This window comes from Ruegeria meonggei (assembly GCF_900172215.1).
Taxonomy (GTDB): Bacteria; Pseudomonadota; Alphaproteobacteria; order Rhodobacterales; family Rhodobacteraceae; genus Ruegeria; species Ruegeria meonggei.
Genome location: NZ_FWFP01000003.1, coordinates 186159 through 204880, shown reverse-complemented (window position 1 = coordinate 204880; position 18722 = coordinate 186159). Strand labels below are relative to the sequence as shown.

The 18722-nt window shown below is 57.3% G+C and carries 20 protein-coding genes and 1 riboswitch; of the genes, 8 read left to right on the top strand and 12 right to left on the bottom strand.

From position 1 onward, the window contains the following. Window positions 1-117: 117 nt before the first annotated feature. The 5 genes from RUM8411_RS06115 to RUM8411_RS06095 form a co-directional block, all read right to left on the bottom strand. Complete coding sequence (locus tag RUM8411_RS06115; RefSeq protein WP_085821802.1) at window positions 118-786, bottom strand: Crp/Fnr family transcriptional regulator; 669 nt, start codon at window positions 784-786, stop codon at window positions 118-120. A gap of 160 nt (window positions 787-946) precedes the next feature. Next, window positions 947-1552 carry an inner membrane-spanning protein YciB gene (locus tag RUM8411_RS06110; protein ID WP_085821801.1) on the bottom strand — a complete coding sequence of 202 codons (606 nt, stop codon included), beginning with the start codon at window positions 1550-1552 and terminating at the stop codon, window positions 947-949. A 16-nt stretch (window positions 1553-1568) separates the two neighbouring features. Continuing rightward, on the bottom strand, window positions 1569-2471 hold the full coding sequence (locus RUM8411_RS06105; protein WP_085821800.1) for an EamA family transporter: 903 nt from the start codon (window positions 2469-2471) through the stop codon (window positions 1569-1571). An 88-nt stretch (window positions 2472-2559) separates the two neighbouring features. After that, window positions 2560-3699, bottom strand: coding sequence for a signal recognition particle-docking protein FtsY (gene ftsY / locus RUM8411_RS06100; RefSeq protein WP_085821799.1), 1140 nt, complete (start codon window positions 3697-3699; stop codon window positions 2560-2562). Between the two features lie 58 nt (window positions 3700-3757). Beyond that, window positions 3758-4396 carry a lysoplasmalogenase family protein gene (locus RUM8411_RS06095; protein WP_143534836.1) on the bottom strand — a complete coding sequence of 213 codons (639 nt, stop codon included), beginning with the start codon at window positions 4394-4396 and terminating at the stop codon, window positions 3758-3760. Between the two features lie 136 nt (window positions 4397-4532). Here RUM8411_RS06095 and RUM8411_RS06090 point away from each other — a divergent pair, with 136 nt between their 5' ends. Continuing rightward, on the top strand, window positions 4533-4928 hold the full coding sequence (locus RUM8411_RS06090) for a hypothetical protein (RefSeq protein WP_085821797.1): 396 nt from the start codon (window positions 4533-4535) through the stop codon (window positions 4926-4928). Window positions 4929-4939: 11 nt separating this feature from the next. On the opposite strand, the gene xseA is transcribed toward RUM8411_RS06090, so the two are convergent. Next, window positions 4940-6433, bottom strand: coding sequence for an exodeoxyribonuclease VII large subunit (xseA, locus tag RUM8411_RS06085; protein ID WP_085821796.1), 1494 nt, complete (start codon window positions 6431-6433; stop codon window positions 4940-4942). A 75-nt stretch (window positions 6434-6508) separates the two neighbouring features. Here xseA and purD point away from each other — a divergent pair, with 75 nt between their 5' ends. Further along, the gene (gene purD, locus RUM8411_RS06080; protein ID WP_085821795.1) at window positions 6509-7771 is read left to right on the top strand and encodes a phosphoribosylamine--glycine ligase; all 1263 of its coding nucleotides are present in this window, start codon (window positions 6509-6511) and stop codon (window positions 7769-7771) included. A gap of 84 nt (window positions 7772-7855) precedes the next feature. Here purD and RUM8411_RS06075 read toward each other — a convergent pair whose 3' ends face one another. Then, window positions 7856-8608 (bottom strand): FG-GAP repeat domain-containing protein, encoded by a 753-nt coding sequence (locus RUM8411_RS06075; protein ID WP_143534835.1) that lies wholly within the window; start codon window positions 8606-8608, stop codon window positions 7856-7858. Beyond that, window positions 8608-8931, bottom strand: coding sequence for a 2Fe-2S iron-sulfur cluster-binding protein (locus RUM8411_RS06070; protein WP_085821794.1), 324 nt, complete (start codon window positions 8929-8931; stop codon window positions 8608-8610). The genes RUM8411_RS06075 and RUM8411_RS06070 overlap by 1 nt, the downstream gene beginning before the upstream one ends. Window positions 8932-9058: 127 nt before the next feature. On the opposite strand from RUM8411_RS06070, the gene RUM8411_RS06065 reads away from it, so the two are divergent. Together RUM8411_RS06065 and RUM8411_RS06060 are read left to right on the top strand one after the other, a co-directional pair. Then, window positions 9059-9430, top strand: a complete 372-nt coding sequence (locus RUM8411_RS06065; protein WP_085821793.1) for an OB-fold nucleic acid binding domain-containing protein — start codon at window positions 9059-9061, stop codon at window positions 9428-9430. Between the two features lie 227 nt (window positions 9431-9657). Continuing rightward, the gene (locus tag RUM8411_RS06060) at window positions 9658-10494 is read left to right on the top strand and encodes a hypothetical protein (RefSeq protein WP_143534834.1); all 837 of its coding nucleotides are present in this window, start codon (window positions 9658-9660) and stop codon (window positions 10492-10494) included. Between the two features lie 63 nt (window positions 10495-10557). Here RUM8411_RS06060 and RUM8411_RS06055 read toward each other — a convergent pair whose 3' ends face one another. Next, the gene (locus tag RUM8411_RS06055; RefSeq protein WP_085821791.1) at window positions 10558-10677 is read right to left on the bottom strand and encodes an extensin family protein; all 120 of its coding nucleotides are present in this window, start codon (window positions 10675-10677) and stop codon (window positions 10558-10560) included. 90 nt (window positions 10678-10767) lie between these two features. Here RUM8411_RS06055 and RUM8411_RS06050 point away from each other — a divergent pair, with 90 nt between their 5' ends. Then, the gene (locus RUM8411_RS06050) at window positions 10768-11874 is read left to right on the top strand and encodes a Hint domain-containing protein (protein WP_085821790.1); all 1107 of its coding nucleotides are present in this window, start codon (window positions 10768-10770) and stop codon (window positions 11872-11874) included. 295 nt (window positions 11875-12169) lie between these two features. Here RUM8411_RS06050 and RUM8411_RS06045 read toward each other — a convergent pair whose 3' ends face one another. The 3 genes from RUM8411_RS06045 to RUM8411_RS06035 all read right to left on the bottom strand — a co-directional run bounded on the left by RUM8411_RS06045 (window position 12170) and on the right by RUM8411_RS06035 (window position 14791). Next, window positions 12170-12703, bottom strand: a complete 534-nt coding sequence (locus RUM8411_RS06045) for an extensin-like domain-containing protein (RefSeq protein ID WP_234995140.1) — start codon at window positions 12701-12703, stop codon at window positions 12170-12172. A 445-nt stretch (window positions 12704-13148) separates the two neighbouring features. Continuing rightward, entirely contained in the window at window positions 13149-13838 is a 690-nt protein-coding gene (locus tag RUM8411_RS06040) for a glutathione S-transferase N-terminal domain-containing protein (RefSeq protein ID WP_085821788.1), read from the bottom strand. Between the two features lie 23 nt (window positions 13839-13861). Further along, complete coding sequence (locus RUM8411_RS06035; protein ID WP_234995139.1) at window positions 13862-14791, bottom strand: alpha/beta hydrolase; 930 nt, start codon at window positions 14789-14791, stop codon at window positions 13862-13864. Window positions 14792-14929: 138 nt separating this feature from the next. Next, window positions 14930-15007: riboswitch (SAM riboswitch) on the top strand. Window positions 15008-15072: 65 nt separating this feature from the next. Here RUM8411_RS06035 and metZ point away from each other — a divergent pair. From metZ to RUM8411_RS23150, 3 genes are all read left to right on the top strand, one after another. Beyond that, window positions 15073-16263, top strand: a complete 1191-nt coding sequence (gene metZ / locus RUM8411_RS06030) for an O-succinylhomoserine sulfhydrylase (protein ID WP_085821786.1) — start codon at window positions 15073-15075, stop codon at window positions 16261-16263. Window positions 16264-16433: 170 nt separating this feature from the next. After that, window positions 16434-17537 carry a GTP cyclohydrolase FolE2 gene (gene folE2, locus RUM8411_RS06025; RefSeq protein ID WP_085821785.1) on the top strand — a complete coding sequence of 368 codons (1104 nt, stop codon included), beginning with the start codon at window positions 16434-16436 and terminating at the stop codon, window positions 17535-17537. A 277-nt stretch (window positions 17538-17814) separates the two neighbouring features. Beyond that, the gene (locus tag RUM8411_RS23150) at window positions 17815-18720 is read left to right on the top strand and encodes a hypothetical protein (protein ID WP_085821784.1); all 906 of its coding nucleotides are present in this window, start codon (window positions 17815-17817) and stop codon (window positions 18718-18720) included. Window positions 18721-18722: the final 2 nt, after the last annotated feature.

The following is an 18722-nucleotide window of genomic DNA, read 5'->3' as shown; positions in this document are numbered from 1 at the left end:
CTGATACAGGGAGAGGTCAGTGGACAGATATCGGGGATGATTCTCTGACCTCCTACGGTAACAGTTATGAAGGTATCCTTAACTTGACCCTACGTATGTGAAGCAGGTCACAAGGGTCTAGATCAGGTCGGAATCGGCCAGTTCCCGAAGAGCGTCGAAATCCTGAATCATCAATCCGCCGCGCGATGCTTCGACAACATTGTCTCGCTTCCAGGTCGAGATCGTTTTAGAAACGGCTTCACGCGTGGCACCGACGAACTCGGCAAGTTCGCTTTGGGACAAGGTGATCCGCTTGGTTGGGTCGTCCTGAAGCTCTGACAGGTGCAACAGCTTACGCGCCAGCCGGATCGGCATTGGCAAAAAGACCTGCTCGTTTAACTGCGAACCCATCCATCGCATCCGCAGACCTGCCAACCGGATCATATCAACGGCCAGATCGGGGTGCTGACGGATTTGATTCATCACATCACCCTGACGCACGCGTAACACGCGGGACGGTTCAGCAGCAGCGATGGTCGCGGTGCGTGGTCCGCTGTCAAACAGGGCAATCTCGCCAAACACCTCGCCAGGCCTCATCAGGGTCAAGGATAGCTTGCGGCCGCTCATTGCCAAAAAGGACACTTCGAGCGTGCCTTCGAGAATGGCATAAAGCGCGTCGCCTTCATCCCCCTGTTCGAAAAGGGTCTCGCCCCTTTTCAGGGTTATCTCTTTGGCCTGAGCGGAAAGCATCGCCTTTAGTCGGTCGGAAGCCTCGGAAAGAAAGCCGCTGTCTGGGAAAGCCGTCATCAGTGGTGGGTGCTCCGGCTGCAAATGTTGAGTGGTGACTCAACTTTCCACAGCTTTGGCGCTAAGCCAAGGATTTTATCGGGTTTTCCTCTATTGAGGGTCGTCCAAATGTCCTCGGCCCTTTAAACCCAAGGGATGAGCATCTTTGCCTGCTGTTCATCTACTGGTGGTCAGGATCATCCATGTGGTTTTGCAACAAGTTGAATTGCAGCATCAAAAAAGCCATCAGCGCGATCGGGAAAGCGAAAGTTTCGATTTTCACCCACAAATCTGTCGACATCGTTCGCCAGACAATTTCGTTGGCGACGGCCAGAACGACGAAACAGCCACAAAGACGCCGGGTCAGGATCATCCAACCTTCGTGCCGCATGGGCAGCATCTCGTCCAGGACATAGGCCAGATAGGATTTCCCCTGCAGCAGACCGATGCCAAGAATGACCGAGAAGAAACCATAGACCAGTGTGGTCTTCATTTTGAAGAACCGCTCATCATTGAACCAGGCGGTCAGGCCGCCAAAGAAAATGACCATGAAAGCGGTGAAGATTTGCATGCGGCTGAGCTTGCCAGTCAGAAACCACAGCACACCCATCGCGGCCAGCATCAGCGGCACAAAGATGATGGTGGCAATGATAAAGCCAGAGTATTCGATGCCGCCAATCAGAAAACTGTCGTCGCGCAGACGCAGGTAGATGAAAAAGAAGGCCAGCGGAGGGCCAAGTTCCAACACCTGCTTCAGAAATGGATTGATGTCTTTTTTGCCTGTCATAACGGTTTCCTGCTGCTTACCCGCCCATTTCAACTATTACGGCGCCCAATGCAATCAATGCCATCAACGCAATCCGCCGCGGACCGACAGTTTCCTTCAGAACCAACCACCCGATCAGGGCGGCAAAGACGGTCGAGGTCTCACGCAAGACAGCAGCTTCGCCGACCTTGTCTAGCCGGGTTGCCAGCATGATTGACCCAAAGGACAGAGGCGCGATGATACCGCCAGCCAATCCACGCAGCATTAGCGGCCCGACCGTTGGGCGGTTGACCATGGCGCGCCATCTAAGGAAGGCGTAGATCGGCATCGTTGCCCCGTCGATCATGAAAAACCAGGCCAGGAATGTAAACGGATCGGCGGTCGCGCGGATGCCGTAGGCGTCATAGGTGGTGTAAAGCGCCACAAAAAGGCCTGTTGCCACCGCCAACGCCAGCGCGATGCCCAGCGTCTCGCGATTGGTCTCGAGAAAGCGCAAGTTATAGATGGCCAGACCGAAGATACCGGCCAGCAAGACAGCCACGCCAAACCACTGGGCACCAGTGAACGTTTCAGAGAACAATAGGTACGCGCCAATGACAGTGAACAGCGGACCGGTACCGCGAACGACGGGGTAGACTACGGTATAGGACCCCTTGGTGTAAGCCATCGCTTGCAGCACTTTGTAGGCGACATGGATTAACCAGACGGTGGCGAAGATGGGCCACATATAGGGCTCCGGCCAGGGCACCACGAAAAACGCGAACGGTGCAGCCATCAGGCAATAACTGGCGTCGATGGCACCACGCGACAGCCATGGATCGTGGCGGCCTTTTTGCAGCGCTCCGAAGACAGCGTGCAGGAAAGCGGCCATCAGGGCGAGACCAAGGGCGAGCTGGTGACCTGCTTCGGTACCTTCGAGGGAGATCAGCCAGTCGCTCAATACTTGGGTCTTTCGCTGATGGAGAAAGTGGGGGGCTGTCTGCCCCCCGGCACCCCCCGAGGATATTATAACCAGATGAAGCGGCGGATCACGTTTCCAACCCGGTCAGAGCGGCGGCGAATTCCTCGGGGTCGAACGGGGCGAGGTCGTCGATCTGTTCTCCGACACCGATGGCGTGGATGGGAAGGCCGAACTTGTCCGCAAGTGCGACCAGTACGCCGCCCTTGGCTGTGCCGTCCAGCTTGGTCATAACCAGGCCAGAGACGTCGGCCAGCTTCTGAAACGTGTCCACTTGGTTCAGCGCGTTCTGGCCGGTGGTGGCATCCAGGACCAGCAGGGTGTTGTGGGGGGCGGTTTCGTCTTTTTTGCGGATGACGCGGACGATTTTGGCCAGTTCCTCCATCAGGTCGGTGCGGTTTTGCAGACGGCCCGCAGTGTCGATCATCAGCAGGTCGGCGCCGTCTTCCTGTGCTCGGGTCAAGGCGTCATAGGCCAGTGAAGCCGGATCTGATCCTTCGGGAGCAGTCAGGACGGGTACACCTGCGCGGTCCCCCCAGACCTGCAATTGTTCGACGGCTGCCGCGCGGAATGTATCGCCAGCCGCGATCACGACCTTCTTCCCTGCGGCTTTGAACTGGCTGGCCAGTTTGCCGATGGTGGTGGTTTTGCCTGATCCATTGACGCCCACGACCAGCACGACCTGGGGGCGTTTGGGATAGATGGGCATGGGTTTGGCGACAGGGTCCATTACGCGGGCCACTTCCTGGGCCAGCAACTGCTTGATCTCTTGGATGGACAGTTTGCGGCCAAATCGCCCCTCGGCCATGTTTGAGGTAACGCGCAGGGCGGTGTCGACGCCCATGTCGGATGCAATCAGCAGCTCTTCGAGCTGTTCCAGCATGTCATCATCCAGCGTGCGGCGCACAACTGGCGCGGCCTCTGTGCGGCCAAACAGGCGACCCAGAACACCTTTGGCGGGCGCAGCCTCGGGCGGTGGCGGGGCTGGGGTAGGATCGACAGGCATGTGCTCGGGCGTTTCAACCGGCTGGGGAACAGGTTCTGGTTGGGGCAGTTCTGGCACCGGTTCCGGCTGTGGGTCCGGTTCGGGGATGATCGGATCTGGCGTCGGTGTTTCCTCGCCCCCGTCTTCGACGATGGCCTCAAGCCCCTGTTCGAGGCGGGACGAGGATTTGAACAGCTTGTCCTTGAGCTTTGAGAATAACGCCATTTTTGGTCTCCGCAGGTGTTCACTTCACCTAATGCGGATTTGCGGCAGTTGCAAAGGGTCAGGAGAGCGCAATAAGCAACCCGGCCTGGGCAGCCCAGTAGAGGCCCCAAACCATGAAGGGGGTGATCCGGTGCGCTGGATGATCGGGGGGCAATAAGAATTTTTCGGTCGCCAGGATCAGATCAGACGCGATGAAGGCCAGTGCGGCAGGCAAGGCCCAGCGCAATGTCCCGGTTTCGGGCAGCGCCAGAACAGTAACGCCCATGCCCAGAATGATCGGAATATAACCCAGAACCGGCCCTTTGAGGTCTCCGGCACGGGGGGCTAGCAGAGTCGTCGCAACGATGCCGAGGAGGAGGAGGGACCAGAAATAGCCGGGCTTGTTCAGGACCACTGAGAGGTCACTGTTGGGATGGGTCAGGAACAGGGCGATATAGGCCAGATGCCCAGCGGCAAATGCGCCAATCCCGGCCATGAAAGTGCTGTCACTGTCCCGCGATAGCAGCGCATCGCCGACAGCGCATAGGGCAAGAGCCAGAACCAACAGCATCGGGCCGTTCGTCAGTAAAGCAATCGCCGCAAGTACCGCTACGGATGTGGTCTTGAGCACAGAGCGCATGGCACTGGCCGGGCGGGGTGCCATGGGGAAATAAGCCAGCGCGCATGCGGCCGCGATCCAAAAGAGTGCGGTTGTCAAAATAGTGTCCCTTGCACGATGCGTTTTGCGCAGCATCGTACCGGGGGCCAGGGAAACTCAACCGGTGACGTTAAGGCAGGATGATCTGTGGAATTGGTGATTGGCCCTGCGCAATTGCATCTGACAAAATGGAACCATGATTAGATACCTAGCGATTCTCTTGACCGTGCCTGCGCATATGGCCGTGTCCCAATCCGCGCTCTCTGGGGCGGAGTTTGATGACTACACTCAGGGCAAAACCCTGTTTTACGGGTTTGAGGGGCAGGTTTACGGAGTCGAGCGCTATATGCCCAACCGGCGGGTCATCTGGTCGTTTCTGGATGGCGATTGCAAGGAAGGGATCTGGTACGAGAGAAATAATCAGATCTGTTTTCTCTACGAAGATCGCCTGGACCCGCAATGTTGGGTCTTCACCCGCTCAGGCAACGGTCTGGCCGCGCAGTTCGAAGGCGACCCGGCGCAGACCGAGTTGTATGAGGCCGAAGATATCGACGAAGAGATGGTGTGTTACGGGCCTGACGTCGGGGTCTGAGCCTTGCGGGGTCAGAATAGTGACCCCTGATCCGGCGCGTCTTTTTTGGGTGCTGCCTTTGTGCCGGTTCGGGCAGTTGGCGTTTGACCGGTGGTCAAAACTCCGTCCGCGAACTCAATCTGAAGAGTATCGTGTTTCGCGGCCTGTTCCTTTGTCGTGACCACTTGATCCTTTGCGCGGACCACAGCGTATCCGCGTTCCAACGTTGCCTTGTAGCTGAGCGTTTCACGCAGTCGGTCTGTGGCCTCCAGTTGCTGCCGCATCCGATCCAGTCGCGTTGACTGCGCCGTGTTCATGCGGTCGCCCAGTTGGGTAAGGGCCTGGCGCTGTACGTCGACTTCGCGCCGAATGGGCCGTAAGGACAGGCGCGAGGACAGGTTGCGCACCGCTTCACGCCGCGTAGTCACAAGATTGCGCAGGGTCGAAGGGCGTAAATGGGCAGAAAGCTTCACGACCTGCAGGTGACGGTTCTGAACCCCACGCTCTAGCGCTGGTGTCAGACGATCTGCAATCAAATCAAGCCGTTGCCGCGGAGTGTTCAACAAGCTGTCCGGGCGTGGCAAAGCACGAGACAAATCACGCAGGCGCTGGCTGCGGCGCTGAACGGCATCAGAGGCCGCGCGGGACAGGCGCGCGCCTTGTTCTCTTGTCCAGGCCAGCAGTTCCATCCGCACAGGTACGGCCAGTTCGGCGGCGGCAGTTGGTGTTGGCGCGCGGCGGTCCGAGACAAAATCAATCAAAGTTGTGTCTGTTTCGTGCCCCACGGCCGAAATCAGGGGAATCGTAGACGCGGCCGTCGCGCGCGCGACAACCTCTTCGTTGAAGCCCCAAAGATCCTCGATTGACCCACCGCCACGGGCAACAATGATCAGATCGGGGCGGGGTAAAGAACCGCCGGGTGTCAACTGATTGAAACCGTTGATCGCATTGGCGACCTCAGGCGCGCAGTTTGAGCCTTGAACCGCCACTGGCCAGATCAGCACCTTGCGGGGAAACCGGTCGCGCAGGCGGTGCAGAATATCGCGGATGACAGCGCCCGAGGGCGAGGTGACGACACCGACAATCTGGGGCAGGTAGGGTAAGGACTGTTTTCGCTCAGCCGCGAACAGACCTTCGGACTCAAGCTGCTTTTTGCGTTTTTCCAGCAACGCCATCAGCGCGCCCTGTCCGGCGACGGCGACCTCATCAACATTCAGGTTGTATTTGGACTGCGCGCCAAATGCGGTCAGGCGGCCGGTAACGACAACCTCCAGCCCCTCTTCGGGCACCACGGACAGGCCCGAGACCTGACCTTTCCACGTGGTGCAGGCCAGCACGTTCCGATCGTCCTTGATGTCGTAATACAGATGGCCTGACCGCGCCTTGAACACGCGCCCAACCTCACCTCGCACCCGGATTCGCCCGAACGTGCCCTCCAACGTGCGCTTTACCTCGCCCGAGATGTCCGAAACGGAGTATTCAGGGGTGTTTTGGCCGGGAATGGGGTCGTCTAGCAGGTCGGACATTTCAGCGCCTTGTGTCAAATGCCTGCCCAGCTTAGAACGCGCGCAAGGCGAGGCCAAGCAGATCGGAGAGCATTCATGAATATCCTCATTCTCGGCAGTGGTGGGCGCGAACACAGCCTGGCCTGGGCGGTGATGCAAAACCCCAAATGCGACCGTCTGATTGTTGCGCCGGGCAATGCCGGGATCGCGCAAATCGCCGATTGCGCTGCGCTGGATATCGAGAATGGCGGCGCGGTTGTCAGCTTTGCCGAAGAGAACGCAATTGACTTTGTGATTGTTGGCCCCGAGGCACCATTGGCAGCAGGTGTAGCGGATCGTTTGCGCGAAGCAGGCGTGCTGGTGTTTGGACCATCGGCGGCTGCGGCGCAGTTGGAAGCTTCAAAGAGCTTTACCAAGGAAATCTGTGATGCTTCGGGCGCGCCCACTGCGGGGTATGCGCGGTTCACCGAAGCCGCGCCAGCCAAGGCCTACATCCGCGAACAGGGCGCACCGATTGTCGTCAAGGCCGACGGGTTGGCGGCAGGTAAAGGTGTAATCGTGGCGATGGAGGAGCAAGACGCTCTGGACGCCATTGACGATATGTTCGGCGGTGCCTTTGGCGGGGCAGGGGCCGAGGTTGTGATCGAAGAATTTATGGAAGGCGAAGAGGCATCCTTGTTTGTGCTATGTGATGGTGAAAACATCCTGTCTATTGGCACAGCCCAAGACCACAAACGCGTGGGTGAAGGCGATACCGGCCCGAACACAGGCGGCATGGGCGCTTATTCACCGGCACCGGTGTTGAGCGCTGAGATCGAAGCGCGCGCGATGGATGAGATCATCCGCCCTACCGTGGCCGAGATGAAGCGGCGTGGCGCGCCGTTTCAGGGCGTTCTGTATGCAGGGCTGATGATCAAAGACGGCCAACCCCGTCTGGTGGAGTACAACGTGCGTTTTGGCGACCCGGAGTGTCAGGTGCTGATGATGCGCCTTGGTGCGCAGGTGATGGATCTGATGCACGCAGCTGCCGAAGGGCGTTTGGACAAGGCGCGCGTGAACTGGGCGGATGATCACGCGCTGACCATTGTGATTGCGGCGGAAGGCTACCCCGGTTCTTATGAAAAAGGCAGCGTGATCAAAGGGCTGGATAACTTACCTGAGGACAGCAAGAATATGGTCTTCCATGCGGGTACAAAGCAATCCGATGGTCAGGTTGTGTCCGCAGGCGGGCGAGTTCTGAACGTCACGGCGCGGGGTGACAGCCTGCAGGACGCGCGAGACCAGGCCTATGCGATGGTGGGTGGTATTGACTGGCCGGACGGGTTTTTCCGTAGCGATATCGGTTGGCGCGCGCTCTGAGCCAGGGGCTCCCGCGCCCTGACACTGCATCAAAGATGCAACGCCACAGGCCTTGGGCCGGGCAGCCCGCTGGCGCGGGCTGCTTCAAAGCGTCTGACAGGCCATCGCCCGATCCAGATTCGCCTGCGAAAACGGGCCCAGCCGGTGCCGTTGCCATTCCTGATCGTAAGACACGCTGACAATCTCGCTCCAATCAGCGTTGGCGACGATAAGTTCCGGCCCGTTGCCGCAATCCCGTAAACCTCCGCTGATGAAATCCTCACCGATTTTGTGGTTGGTCAGGCCGGGCAGGTCGGCGATTTCAGTGAATTTACCGCGGGTAAACCGCCAGATTCTCAGGGTTTTTGCCAGATGCGGGCGGTCGACATAGGCGATTTCAACATACCCGTCACCGTCCAGGTCTGCGGCACCAACGGGGGCAAGCCAGCGGAACCGGGTGCCGATATGCGGGGTTGCCGCAATCTTGGTGCCGCTTGCGTCGTAAATCGCTAGCTGGGCACCGGCAGCTATGTGGGTTTCGACCACTATGGCCTCGAGTTTTCCGTCCAGATCAACATCCACCAATCTGGGGGCGAGATCCTCGAAGACCCGGTCGGAGGGCAGTTGCAGCACCAGGACCCGATTGCGGAGGGTCAGCTCTAACGCACCGTACTCGACCTTATCCCCCAAGACGCCATGGGCGTAGCGTGTGGTGGCATGGGTGAAACGGGCAGATACGATTGCGTCCGCAGCGACCGCAGAAAAGGTGCCTGTGAGCCAGAAGCACAAGGCCAGCCACGCGCCGCGAGCCCGAGGGCGCCAGTGGCACGCGGGTTGGCGCGGCGCTTTTGAGTGCATCAGATTTGTTTTTCAGGCATCTGCACGACCAGACCGTCCAGCGCATCCGTGACCTTGATCTGGCAGGTCAAGCGCGAGCGGGCGGGGTCGGGTTCATAGGCAAAGTCCAGCATGTCCTCTTCCATGTCATCCTTGGCCGGAACCTTCTCGACCCAATCGGGATGGAGATAGACATGGCAGGTCGAGCACGCGCAGGCGCCGCCGCAATCGGCCTCGATGCCGGGGATGTTGTTGTCACGGGCGCCTTCCATGACGGTCAGTCCGTTGGCAACCTCGACTGTATGCTCGGTACCGCCATGCTCGACATAGGTGATCTTTGCCATTGCGTGCGTCTTCCTTTTGCGATGTTCAAAACCTTCCTTAGTCAAGGCAATTGGGTCTTTCCAGTCTCATTTGCGACTCCGTACGCCGTGGCTGGACTTTCCTGCATTATGTTCTATTTTTGTTCTCATGCTTGTTGCTTCTGCCCACGCGAAAACGTCGAACCGGAACTGGCCGCGCCCACCAGCCTGTCTGCCCGCCAATCGTCTGGATGACCCGCCCGAGGGCGCGCGGGTGGCTGTGGCCGGGCTGGTAATCCTGCGGCAAAGGCCGGGCACGGCGAAAGGGGTGATCTTTGTCACGCTTGAGGATGAGACCGGGATCGTGAACGTGGTGGTCTGGCGCAAGATCTACGAACGCTTCCGCCGCGCGGTAATCTCGGGGCGGCTGTTGCGGGTCACAGGCCGGATGCAGCGGGCGCATTCGGTGACCCATGTGATCGCGGAAGAAATCGAGGATATCTCAGCCATGTTGGATGTGCTGGTGCAGGGTGAGGGGTAATTTGCAGACGTATTAACGGGCCGACGCAATATCCAAAGAACGGGCAGCATGCGTGCCGACAACATTTCGCCCAAATTGGGTGCATATTGAAAGCAAATAGTGAAGCGTATTCGTTGCAAAACAGATATTTATACCGAATTTACCGGTTGCGTAGGCTAATACTTGTCAGTCTGATCAGCTTTTTCGCGCAATGGGCCGTTGGCGTTTACCTTTTCGGACCGTCTGACGTGCTGGCACATTCGTTTGCCAGTGCCAGTGTCGCTTTGGTCGGTACATTATCCATCCTTGCATTGGTGATGATCTATCCGCGCGTCTGGTGGGAGACCCTGTCAACAGCGCTGATATTGGGGCTTATTCTGATGTTCCTGCCACTCATTGAAACGCTGCCGGACTTTGCCCCTGCACAGAACCAGAGCATGGTTGTGGCCTGGATACTTTTCGGAACTGTATTCGGAAGTATATTTCTTTGGCTTGGCTTGAACTGGCTTCCTGACACGGTTCGCGAGATACCGTACGGTCTTGCCCAATGGACATCGCGCATTTGCTACGACATGCCCGCCGACAAGGCGTTTCAGATCCTAAAAACCACCTCCGACAGCGATGATGGGTACTACAAGGTAGGTCCGGCGGGGGTAGACGGGGTGTTTTCAGTATCGATGACGACAAACACCGTGAACCCGCAAACATACGAACCCGAGATCGAAGAACTCCACTATAAATGCAGAATTGAACAGGAGGGCGAATACAGCCAAATCATCTCGGTGTTCTTTTTGGTCGAGGACGAAGCGAACGTCGATGTGGAACGTCTGAGTGTTCAGGCCAATGGATCTGCAGCAATTTGTGAAACCCGTACGGAAAGAAGTCGGCGTAGTTTCTATGAAGACCTTGGGTTTTGGTTACAGGACTACGGCGGCGATCATTTGTACGGCAGATTGGCCAGAACGGATGGCCAAGGTGCTGCAGCGCTTAACACATTGCCCTATGTCAACCCTTTGGTGGGACTGGCCCGGTTTTTTGAGCGTTTCAACGACAATCCCCCAAATCCAAGCGACGGGTCGACTTAAAGGCCGGAGCAGTGACGAACACAGGCAATGACAAATCTTGCCCAGGCGCATCTGGCGAATCTGCTAGCGGCAGATTGATCCGCTGCGACGACGGGCTGTATCAAAATGGAAATGCCCTTGATGGAACCGGTCAGAGTCGGGGCGAAGCGCAAGGAAGAAGCGCAGAGTGATGAAAAACAGCATAAGGTCTTACGGTTAAAAGAAAAATGGCATATAAAAGCCACATTCATGCTAATGAATTATCCCGCGAGAAAATAGGAATTGGGGGTAGATATGGCCGCTTACTCATACATCGGGTACGCCCCTAATGTTATATCGGTATCTTTCTTTAACGGCACCGTCACACTTGCCACAACCTACGACCCAAACACCGACAGGCGTGTATTCAACGTCCAGGACGACCCTGGGCCACCAAATCTGGTCAATGGCGATCCGGACAATGGTACTGATTTCAACGGTGACCGGTTTAACAACGAGAATGGCGATGACCTTACACAGCAGGGACTTGTAACAGACCTTGACGGAACTCCAATCGGGGGATTGACCGCAAATGGGGACATCTATTTGGAAGAGTCCTACACTCTTACAAACCCAAATGGCGGAACAATCGACGTATACCGGGTTGAGGTGAACGGGACGCTTGCAGGCTACATTACATCGGAACCATTGGATCCTGGTGTGGCTTATGCATTTACTGTTTCAAATGTCACCCCTGACAATGCTCCGGACACGACGGATCCGGATGCCATCGTTGACGTACCGTGTTTCGTGTTGGGAACAATGATCCAAACACCTGACGGTGACGTCACTGTCGAAAACCTGAAATGCGGTGATCTGGTAACAACTGCCGAAGGAAACGCAAAAAAGATACGGTGGATCGGATCTCGAACTATCGACGTATCTCAATCAGGCCAAAGCCATTTAAAGCCGATCAGAATTTCAAAAGACGCATTGGGCTTGGGCTCTCCGACAGCTGATCTTTTGGTTTCACCCAATCACAAAGTGCTGATTTCCGAGGCGGAGTTGGAAGTACTTTTTGACGAACCCGAAGTCCTGATTCCTGCAAAATTCCTGTTGGAATTGCCTGGCGTTGAGGTGGTGAATGATGCCAGCCAGGTAACCTACTACCATTTCATATTCGATCAGCATGAGATCGTATTCTCTAACGGGGCAAAGACCGAAAGCTTGTATCCGGGGGACATGGCCCTGCGTGGCGTAACCAAAGCGACGCAGGACGAACTCTTTGAGATTTTTCCTGGTGTTTTTGATGGTCGATTGACCGACTACGGCCCAACCGCAGCCGCAGTGCTGAAAAAGCACGAGGTTTCGGTTTTGGTCGCCAACAACCGAACAAAGAGACCTGTGAGGATTCAGGCGTAGAAACATAGCTTTATGCGCCTCTGGTTTGCTTTTCGCTTGAATAGGGCGTTTTGTGATTTCCTGTCCCAGTGATCACTGTGCAGCTCTGCAAGAAGCGCCGGGCTGGCCCGCATCCCTGGGCGGGCACCTGCGGCCTCGAACAGCGTGTGAAATGCGGCTTGACCTCTAACAACTGTTGCTGGCCTTCCCACAGGCTGCTCACCCCCAGATGCAAGCGGCGGCTTGATCTAAGGTCCGCAACAGTAACGTAAACAGGTTTTAACCTAACCTTACGCTGGCGCATTTGATGAAATTGTTAGCGGCAGATTGTTCCGCTGCGACGACGGGCTGTATCGAAATGGAAATGCCCTTGATGGAACCGGTCAGAATTGGGGCCAAGCACGGTACCGAACAGGCCACAGGCCCCAGTATGCAGATCACGCATAACGTCACTCGTGTCGTCCGCTTTCCATCCGTTGCCCACCGTAATCACGGTGCCATCCATCAGTATGAAAGAAGAGATATCAATTGCGCGCCCGCGTGCATGCTCGGAAAGGCGGGCGCGGGGCTGGTTGTTCTGTGTGCGACAGGCATAGTGGCCGACAAGGCGTATGCCTTTTAGACCACCACCGCGATCCGCAAACGCAGGTTTGGCCGTGTTTTCGATCCATGTTTTGAAGGTAATCGCAGTCTGGCAATCCATCAGTGCCAGTTGGCTTAGAAAAACGTCGGACACCACGCGGATGCGTACCGGGGCTGCAATTCCACACCCTCTGAGCTTTCCTGAAAAAGGCTTGCGGGTGTCGCCTATTATTGTCCAGTCACCACACACCGCCCCACGCTTGCGCATGAGCTCGCGTCCGAGTTCGAGTTTGCGAAACCTGCACGGTCGCAGCTGTGGTCTTGGTGAACTCACCACCTCTGGGTTGGGTTTTACAGGCCCGGCAACCCCTTCGACATCAGGCAAGGTGAGGGGAACAGACGGGTCAAAGGCCACGAGATCAGATCGTGGGGTTTGCAGGCTTTCGGCGCAATCCGGTGCCGCACTCGCCATGCCCGCGCACAAAACAAATACAGTGACTAAAACTCGCATAGTTTGACTTGCTCCATCCCAAGCCTGGCGCAACTGGTTACCGACTGACTACGACGTTATCACAAGGCGGGCATGGATTGCGGTTAAAAACGATGCGTCCGGCGCTGTCCTGTATGTCTACACCACCCTCAGCTTTGCCCTGTCCCTACAGTCATTCTTGCAGCGCGCCTTAACGGGACAGCAAACCCAGTAGGAGCGTGTCCTAGCGCTTGAACAGAACGTTTTGCGATTTCTTGTCGCTGTGATCACCACGCAATTCCGCATGCAGCGCACGGCCGGCCTGTACCCCCGTGCGGGCACCGACTGTTTCCAGCCACCGGGTAAAGTGCGGCTTATCCTCCAATACCTGTTGCTGGCCTTCCCACAGGCTGGCCCAACCCCAGATGGACATGTCCGCGATAGAGTAGAAATCCCCCGCAACATATTCATTCTCGGCCAAGCGCCGGTCGAGCACGCCGTATAGCCGACCGACCTCGGCGCGATAGCGGTCTTTGGCGTAGGGCAGGTCCTGGGGCGGATCGAGCTGTGGGGCGTATTTCAGGAAATGATGCGCCTGTCCGGCCATTGGGCCAACACCGCCCATCTGCCACATCAGCCACTCCTCGACCGATATGCGGTCGCGTTCCGTATCGCCATAAAAGCGACCCGTCTTACGGCCCAGATACATCAGGATCGCGCCGCTTTCAAAGACCGAGATCGGCGCGCCGTCCGGGCCGTCCGGGTCAATGATGGCAGGCATGCGGTTGTTTGGAGAGACTTTCAGGAATTCAGGATCAAACTGATCGCCCTTTCCGATATTGATCAGATGGGTCGTGTAGGGTAGCCTCATTTCTTCTAGCGCGATAGAGGCCTTCCAGCCGTTTGGCGTGGGCCAGAAATACAGATCGATCATGGCATCTCCTCAGGTTGAGAAGATCATGAGGCTTTCTGAACAAACGGCAAGAGTTGTCGCAGACGGGGCAGGGCAAAAAGCCGTGACCAGCGGCGTGTTGGTTGATCGGGAATGCCGCGTTGCAGGGCGGGCAGGATCAGCCGGTTCTGATCGCGCAGTAATGCATTGTAGATTCGCAGCATGCCCGGGCGGGTATAGCTGGACCAGTGGCAGATGCGGCGCTGTGGGCCGCCAACCGGAAAGTTCGCCCGTGACAAATGATCCAGCGTCTGAAGGCAGTCGATTTGCAGGGTCACCGCATTTGGCGCGTTGAGCCCTGTACCAATGCATCGGTCTCCTCGTTTCGGCGGCTGAATCAGCAACTCGTACAAACAATCAAACAGGTCGTTTTCGCGGCTGATCACGTTGATGAACTCGGCCCGACGGCCAGCAGGCGTGTCCAGCGCCATACGAGCGCGGCTGTGATACGCGGCACCCGTCATTGAGATAACGCGGTTTAGCGCGCCGGGCTGAATATGATGCAGGGCCTCAAGCGCAAGTTCCGCGCCCATCGAATCGCCTATGAAATGGATCGGGCGATCCGGATTCATCTGCCGTAGGCTGCCGATCAGATCGGCAAGCGCGTGCCCGGCTTCGATTGCGCGCTTTCGGGCCTCCCACACCGGTCCTTGCGCATTCCAACCAAAGGCGATGCCCAGCCCCTCATCTTCGAACCCGGATCCAAAACCCAGATGCTGCGGCCAACTGGGGCAATGCCCGCGCAAGGGCGATGGCTGTAAAGCCAGGATGCTTTGATGCGGGCAGGATTTTGAGCAATCGGGGCGGTATTTGTAGCCATGCGTCATGATGATGACGGGGCCGGGTGAGCTCCGGGTCTGACGTAAAACGCTGCGCGGGGGCCGGGGGCTGCGGTGCAAGGCGAATGTATCGCCAACGGCATTTATCCTGATCATTGGCATAGCTTTGCCTCACACAAGATGTTGTGGTGCTGCTTTCGCAAAACGCTATGACGCTTCGATGAAAGGAAGGTTACAGATGCGTGACGTTGCACGTGTCGGGGTTGACGCGTTTGCATGTGCGGCGTAATGGCAACGGTGCTACGTGGCGATTTGTTACCGGATTGCGGGCCACGCTAAACAACACCGCTAAAAGGTCAGGATGAAAGGCCCCTTTCGCTTGACCGCGTCTGGGGTTTTTTTGATGCCTTTGCCAGACAAAGGCCGAGAGGAATGACATGAGTGAGAGCTGGAACAAACGCACCCAAGCCGTCCATGGCGGCATCCGTCGCAGCCAATACAATGAGGTCAGCGAGGCGATCTTTCTGACCCAGGGTTTTGTCTATGATACCGCTGAACAGGCCGAGGCGCGCTTTATCGAAAGCGGTCCGGACGAGTTTATCTATGCCCGTTACGGCAACCCGACCGTGTCGATGTTCGAACAGCGCATTGCGGCGCTGGAAGGGGGCGAGGACGCCTTTGCCACTGCCTCGGGCATGGCGGCGGTGAACGCGGCGCTGACCTCCATGCTGAAGGCGGGGGATCATGTCGTCTCGGCCAAGGCGCTTTTTGGGTCGTGCCTGTACATTCTGGAAAACATTCTCACCCGTTATGGGGTTGAGGTCACTTTTGTCGACGGCACCGATCTTGAGGCTTGGAAAACGGCGATCCGATCTGACACCAAGGCGGTGTTTTTCGAATCCATGTCGAACCCGACGCTTGAGGTGATCGACATTGCCGCCGTTGCTGATCTGGCCCACACGGTTGGGGCGGTGGTAATTGTGGATAACGTCTTTTCAACGCCGGTGTTCTCGCGCGCAATTGAGCAGGGAGCCGATGTGGTCGTTTACTCTGCGACCAAGCACATCGACGGGCAGGGGCGCGCATTGGGCGGTGTCATCATAGGCACCAAAGAGTTCATCCGCGGCACAGTTGAGCCCTATCTCAAGCATACTGGCGGCGCTCTTAGCCCGTTCAATGCGTGGGTCATGCTGAAGGGTCTGGAAACGATGGCCTTGCGGGTCAACGCTCAGGCGGACACGGCGCTGATCATCGCTGAAGCGCTGGAAGGTCACGCTGCGCTGGAGCGAACGTTGTATCCGGGGCTGAAAACCCATGCGCAGAACGTGCTGGTGCAATCTCAGTTGGGCGGCAAGGGTGGCACTGTTTTGTCGCTGGATATCAAGGGTGGCAAGGACGCCGCGTTTGCGTTCCTGAATGCACTGACGATACCGGTGATCTCAAACAATCTTGGTGATGCCAAGTCGATCGCAACGCACCCCGCGACAACGACCCATCAACGTCTGAGCGATGCGCAGAAAGACGAGTTGGGGATCGCGCCTGGCCTAATCCGGTTTTCGGTTGGGCTTGAGGATGCAGGCGACCTGCTTGCCGATATCAGGAAGGCATTGGACGTTTCTCAGCGATAAGACGCTTAATCCGCCTGATACAGCCGGATCGAAACCGAAGTTGAGGGGCGCAAACAGCGCGCCCTTCACGGAAATCCGATCCGGGCTGTGATTTGGCACGTATTTGGTTACACTGGAAAACGCGCTGAACCGGTTTATATTCCGGCGACCAACCCAAGGAACCCTGATCGATGAACGTGCAACCCCGTGACATTGATGACGCACCTGACCATGATGAAGCCGCAGCCGCGCTGAAGACCCTGCGGAAATGGGCCGAAACCGCAACCGAGGCCGAGATCAGCCAACTCGACCCGGCAATCGCACGTCTGGTGCCAGGGTTGGCCTCAACAAATTACCCAGCATTTTCTCGTGAGTACCCCGAAGGGTTCACGGTTAACGAGGCCTACCGCGCCTCGCTGCCCGATCTTCAGAACGGGCCATCCAGCCTGATCCGCGGAGCAAAGCAGCAGATCCAGCACGTGGGCATTTCGAATTTTCGCCTGCCGATCCGCTTTCATCGTAAAGACGACGAAGACCTGACATTGGAAACGTCGATCACCGGCACGGTCAGCCTAGAGGCTGAAAAGAAGGGCATCAACATGTCCCGGATCATGCGTTCGTTCTACAAGCATGCCGAGCGGACGTTCAGCTTTGAGGTTATGGAGGCCGCGCTGGACGACTACATGTCCGACCTGGACAGTTTTGACGCACGCATTCAGATGCGGTTTTCCTATCCCGACCGGGTGAAAAGCCTGCGGTCCGGGCTGGAAGGGTACCAGTATTACGACATCGCGTTGGAACTGGTTGAACAGAATGGCGTGCGCCAGAAAATCATGCATCTCGACTATGTCTACTCATCGACCTGCCCATGCTCTCTGGAGCTTAGCGAACATGCCCGTGCAACACGTGGGCAATTGGCGACGCCGCATTCGCAGCGTTCGGTCGCGCGGATTTCGGTGGTTGTCGATTGTGATGCGGATTGCCTTTGGTTCGAGGATTTGATTGGCCTGTGTCGCCGGGCAGTTCCGACTGAAACGCAAGTTATGGTCAAACGCGAGGATGAGCAGGCCTTTGCTGAGCTCAACGCAGCAAACCCGATCTTTGTCGAAGATGCAGCCCGCCTGTTCTGTGCCGAACTGTTGGCCGATCACCATGTCGGCGATTTCCGTGTGGTAGCCAGCCATCAGGAAAGCCTGCACAGCCATGATGCCGTTTCGGTTTTGACCAAGGGCCCAACCTTTGTTTCCGCCAGTTTGGACCCGCGTCTGTTTACAACGCTGTTCCATGTAGGGTGACCCGGACGGGGCTTTAAGTAAGCATAAAAACACTTCTGACGGCGGGTAATTGCCGCAATGCAGCATTTTTTGCTGCGACTGCATCCAATTCACACTATAGTGGCATCGAATGCACCTATGTCGTAGCCGTGTATCTGGTGGCTACGTGACTCTGAAAAGGAAGCCGACACGTGCGACGCCCTGGACTGCAAGGCAACGCAATCCGTCCGAATATGCTGGGCGGTCAGGGTTCTTTACTCTTTCGCAGGTTGCATCGCTTTCACAGGAGAAAACACTCATGAACCCGATTACCCAACCGCTGGAGTTTCAGGCAGCGGCAATTCGTATGGCTGGACAAGCGGTCAGCAACCAGCTGAAAATCATGCAGATTTTGACATGCTCTGCGTTGGAACTGCCCTTTTTACCGGTGCAGGCCCTGTACGCGTCATCCAAAATCCCCGCGCCGGTTGCCAAGGCACCGGAATTCAAATCGCAGGCCAAGACGGTAGCGCCGGCAGTCAAGGCCAAGCCAAAGCCAGCCGCCAAGGCAACGCCGGCGGTTCAGGCAAAAGCAACTGTCGATGCTAAGATCGAATCATCCAAGCCTGCGGCTGTGAAACCGGCGGCAAAAGCCAAGACCGCACCCACTGCGACTGCAAAAAAGCCCGCGGTTGCTAAGGCTGCGATTGCCAAAACCGCTCCGGCCTCAAAAGCTCCGGCGACGAAATCTGTTGCAGCTGCTGCGCCCAAACCTGCCGCTGCAAAGCCAGTTGCCGCGACACCTGCACCGAAAGCGGTTGCCAAACCCGCTGCTGCTGCTCCGGCCAAACCGGCCGCGCCCAAGGCAGCCGCCAAAACTGTCGCTCCAAAGGCTGCAGCCAAGCCCGCAGCGCCGAAAGCCGCAGCTGTGAAAGCTGTTGCACCCAAAGTTGAGGCGCCCAAAACAACAGCGCCTATAGCTGCCACACCCAAAGCAGCGGCAGCTAAGTCGACAGCTCCCAAGGCAGTTGCAGCGAAACCCATGGCGTCCAAGGTTGAGGCCGCAAAACCCGAAGCCGCCAAGGCCGAGGCAGCAAAACCCGTTGCAGCAAAGGTTGCAGTCGCTGAACCTCAGGCAGCCAAGCCCACCGCAGCTGCGCGCAACACGCGCGCGCCGTCGAACCCGCCTGCGATGCCTTCGTCGGTTGCCAAAACGGACAAGTAAAA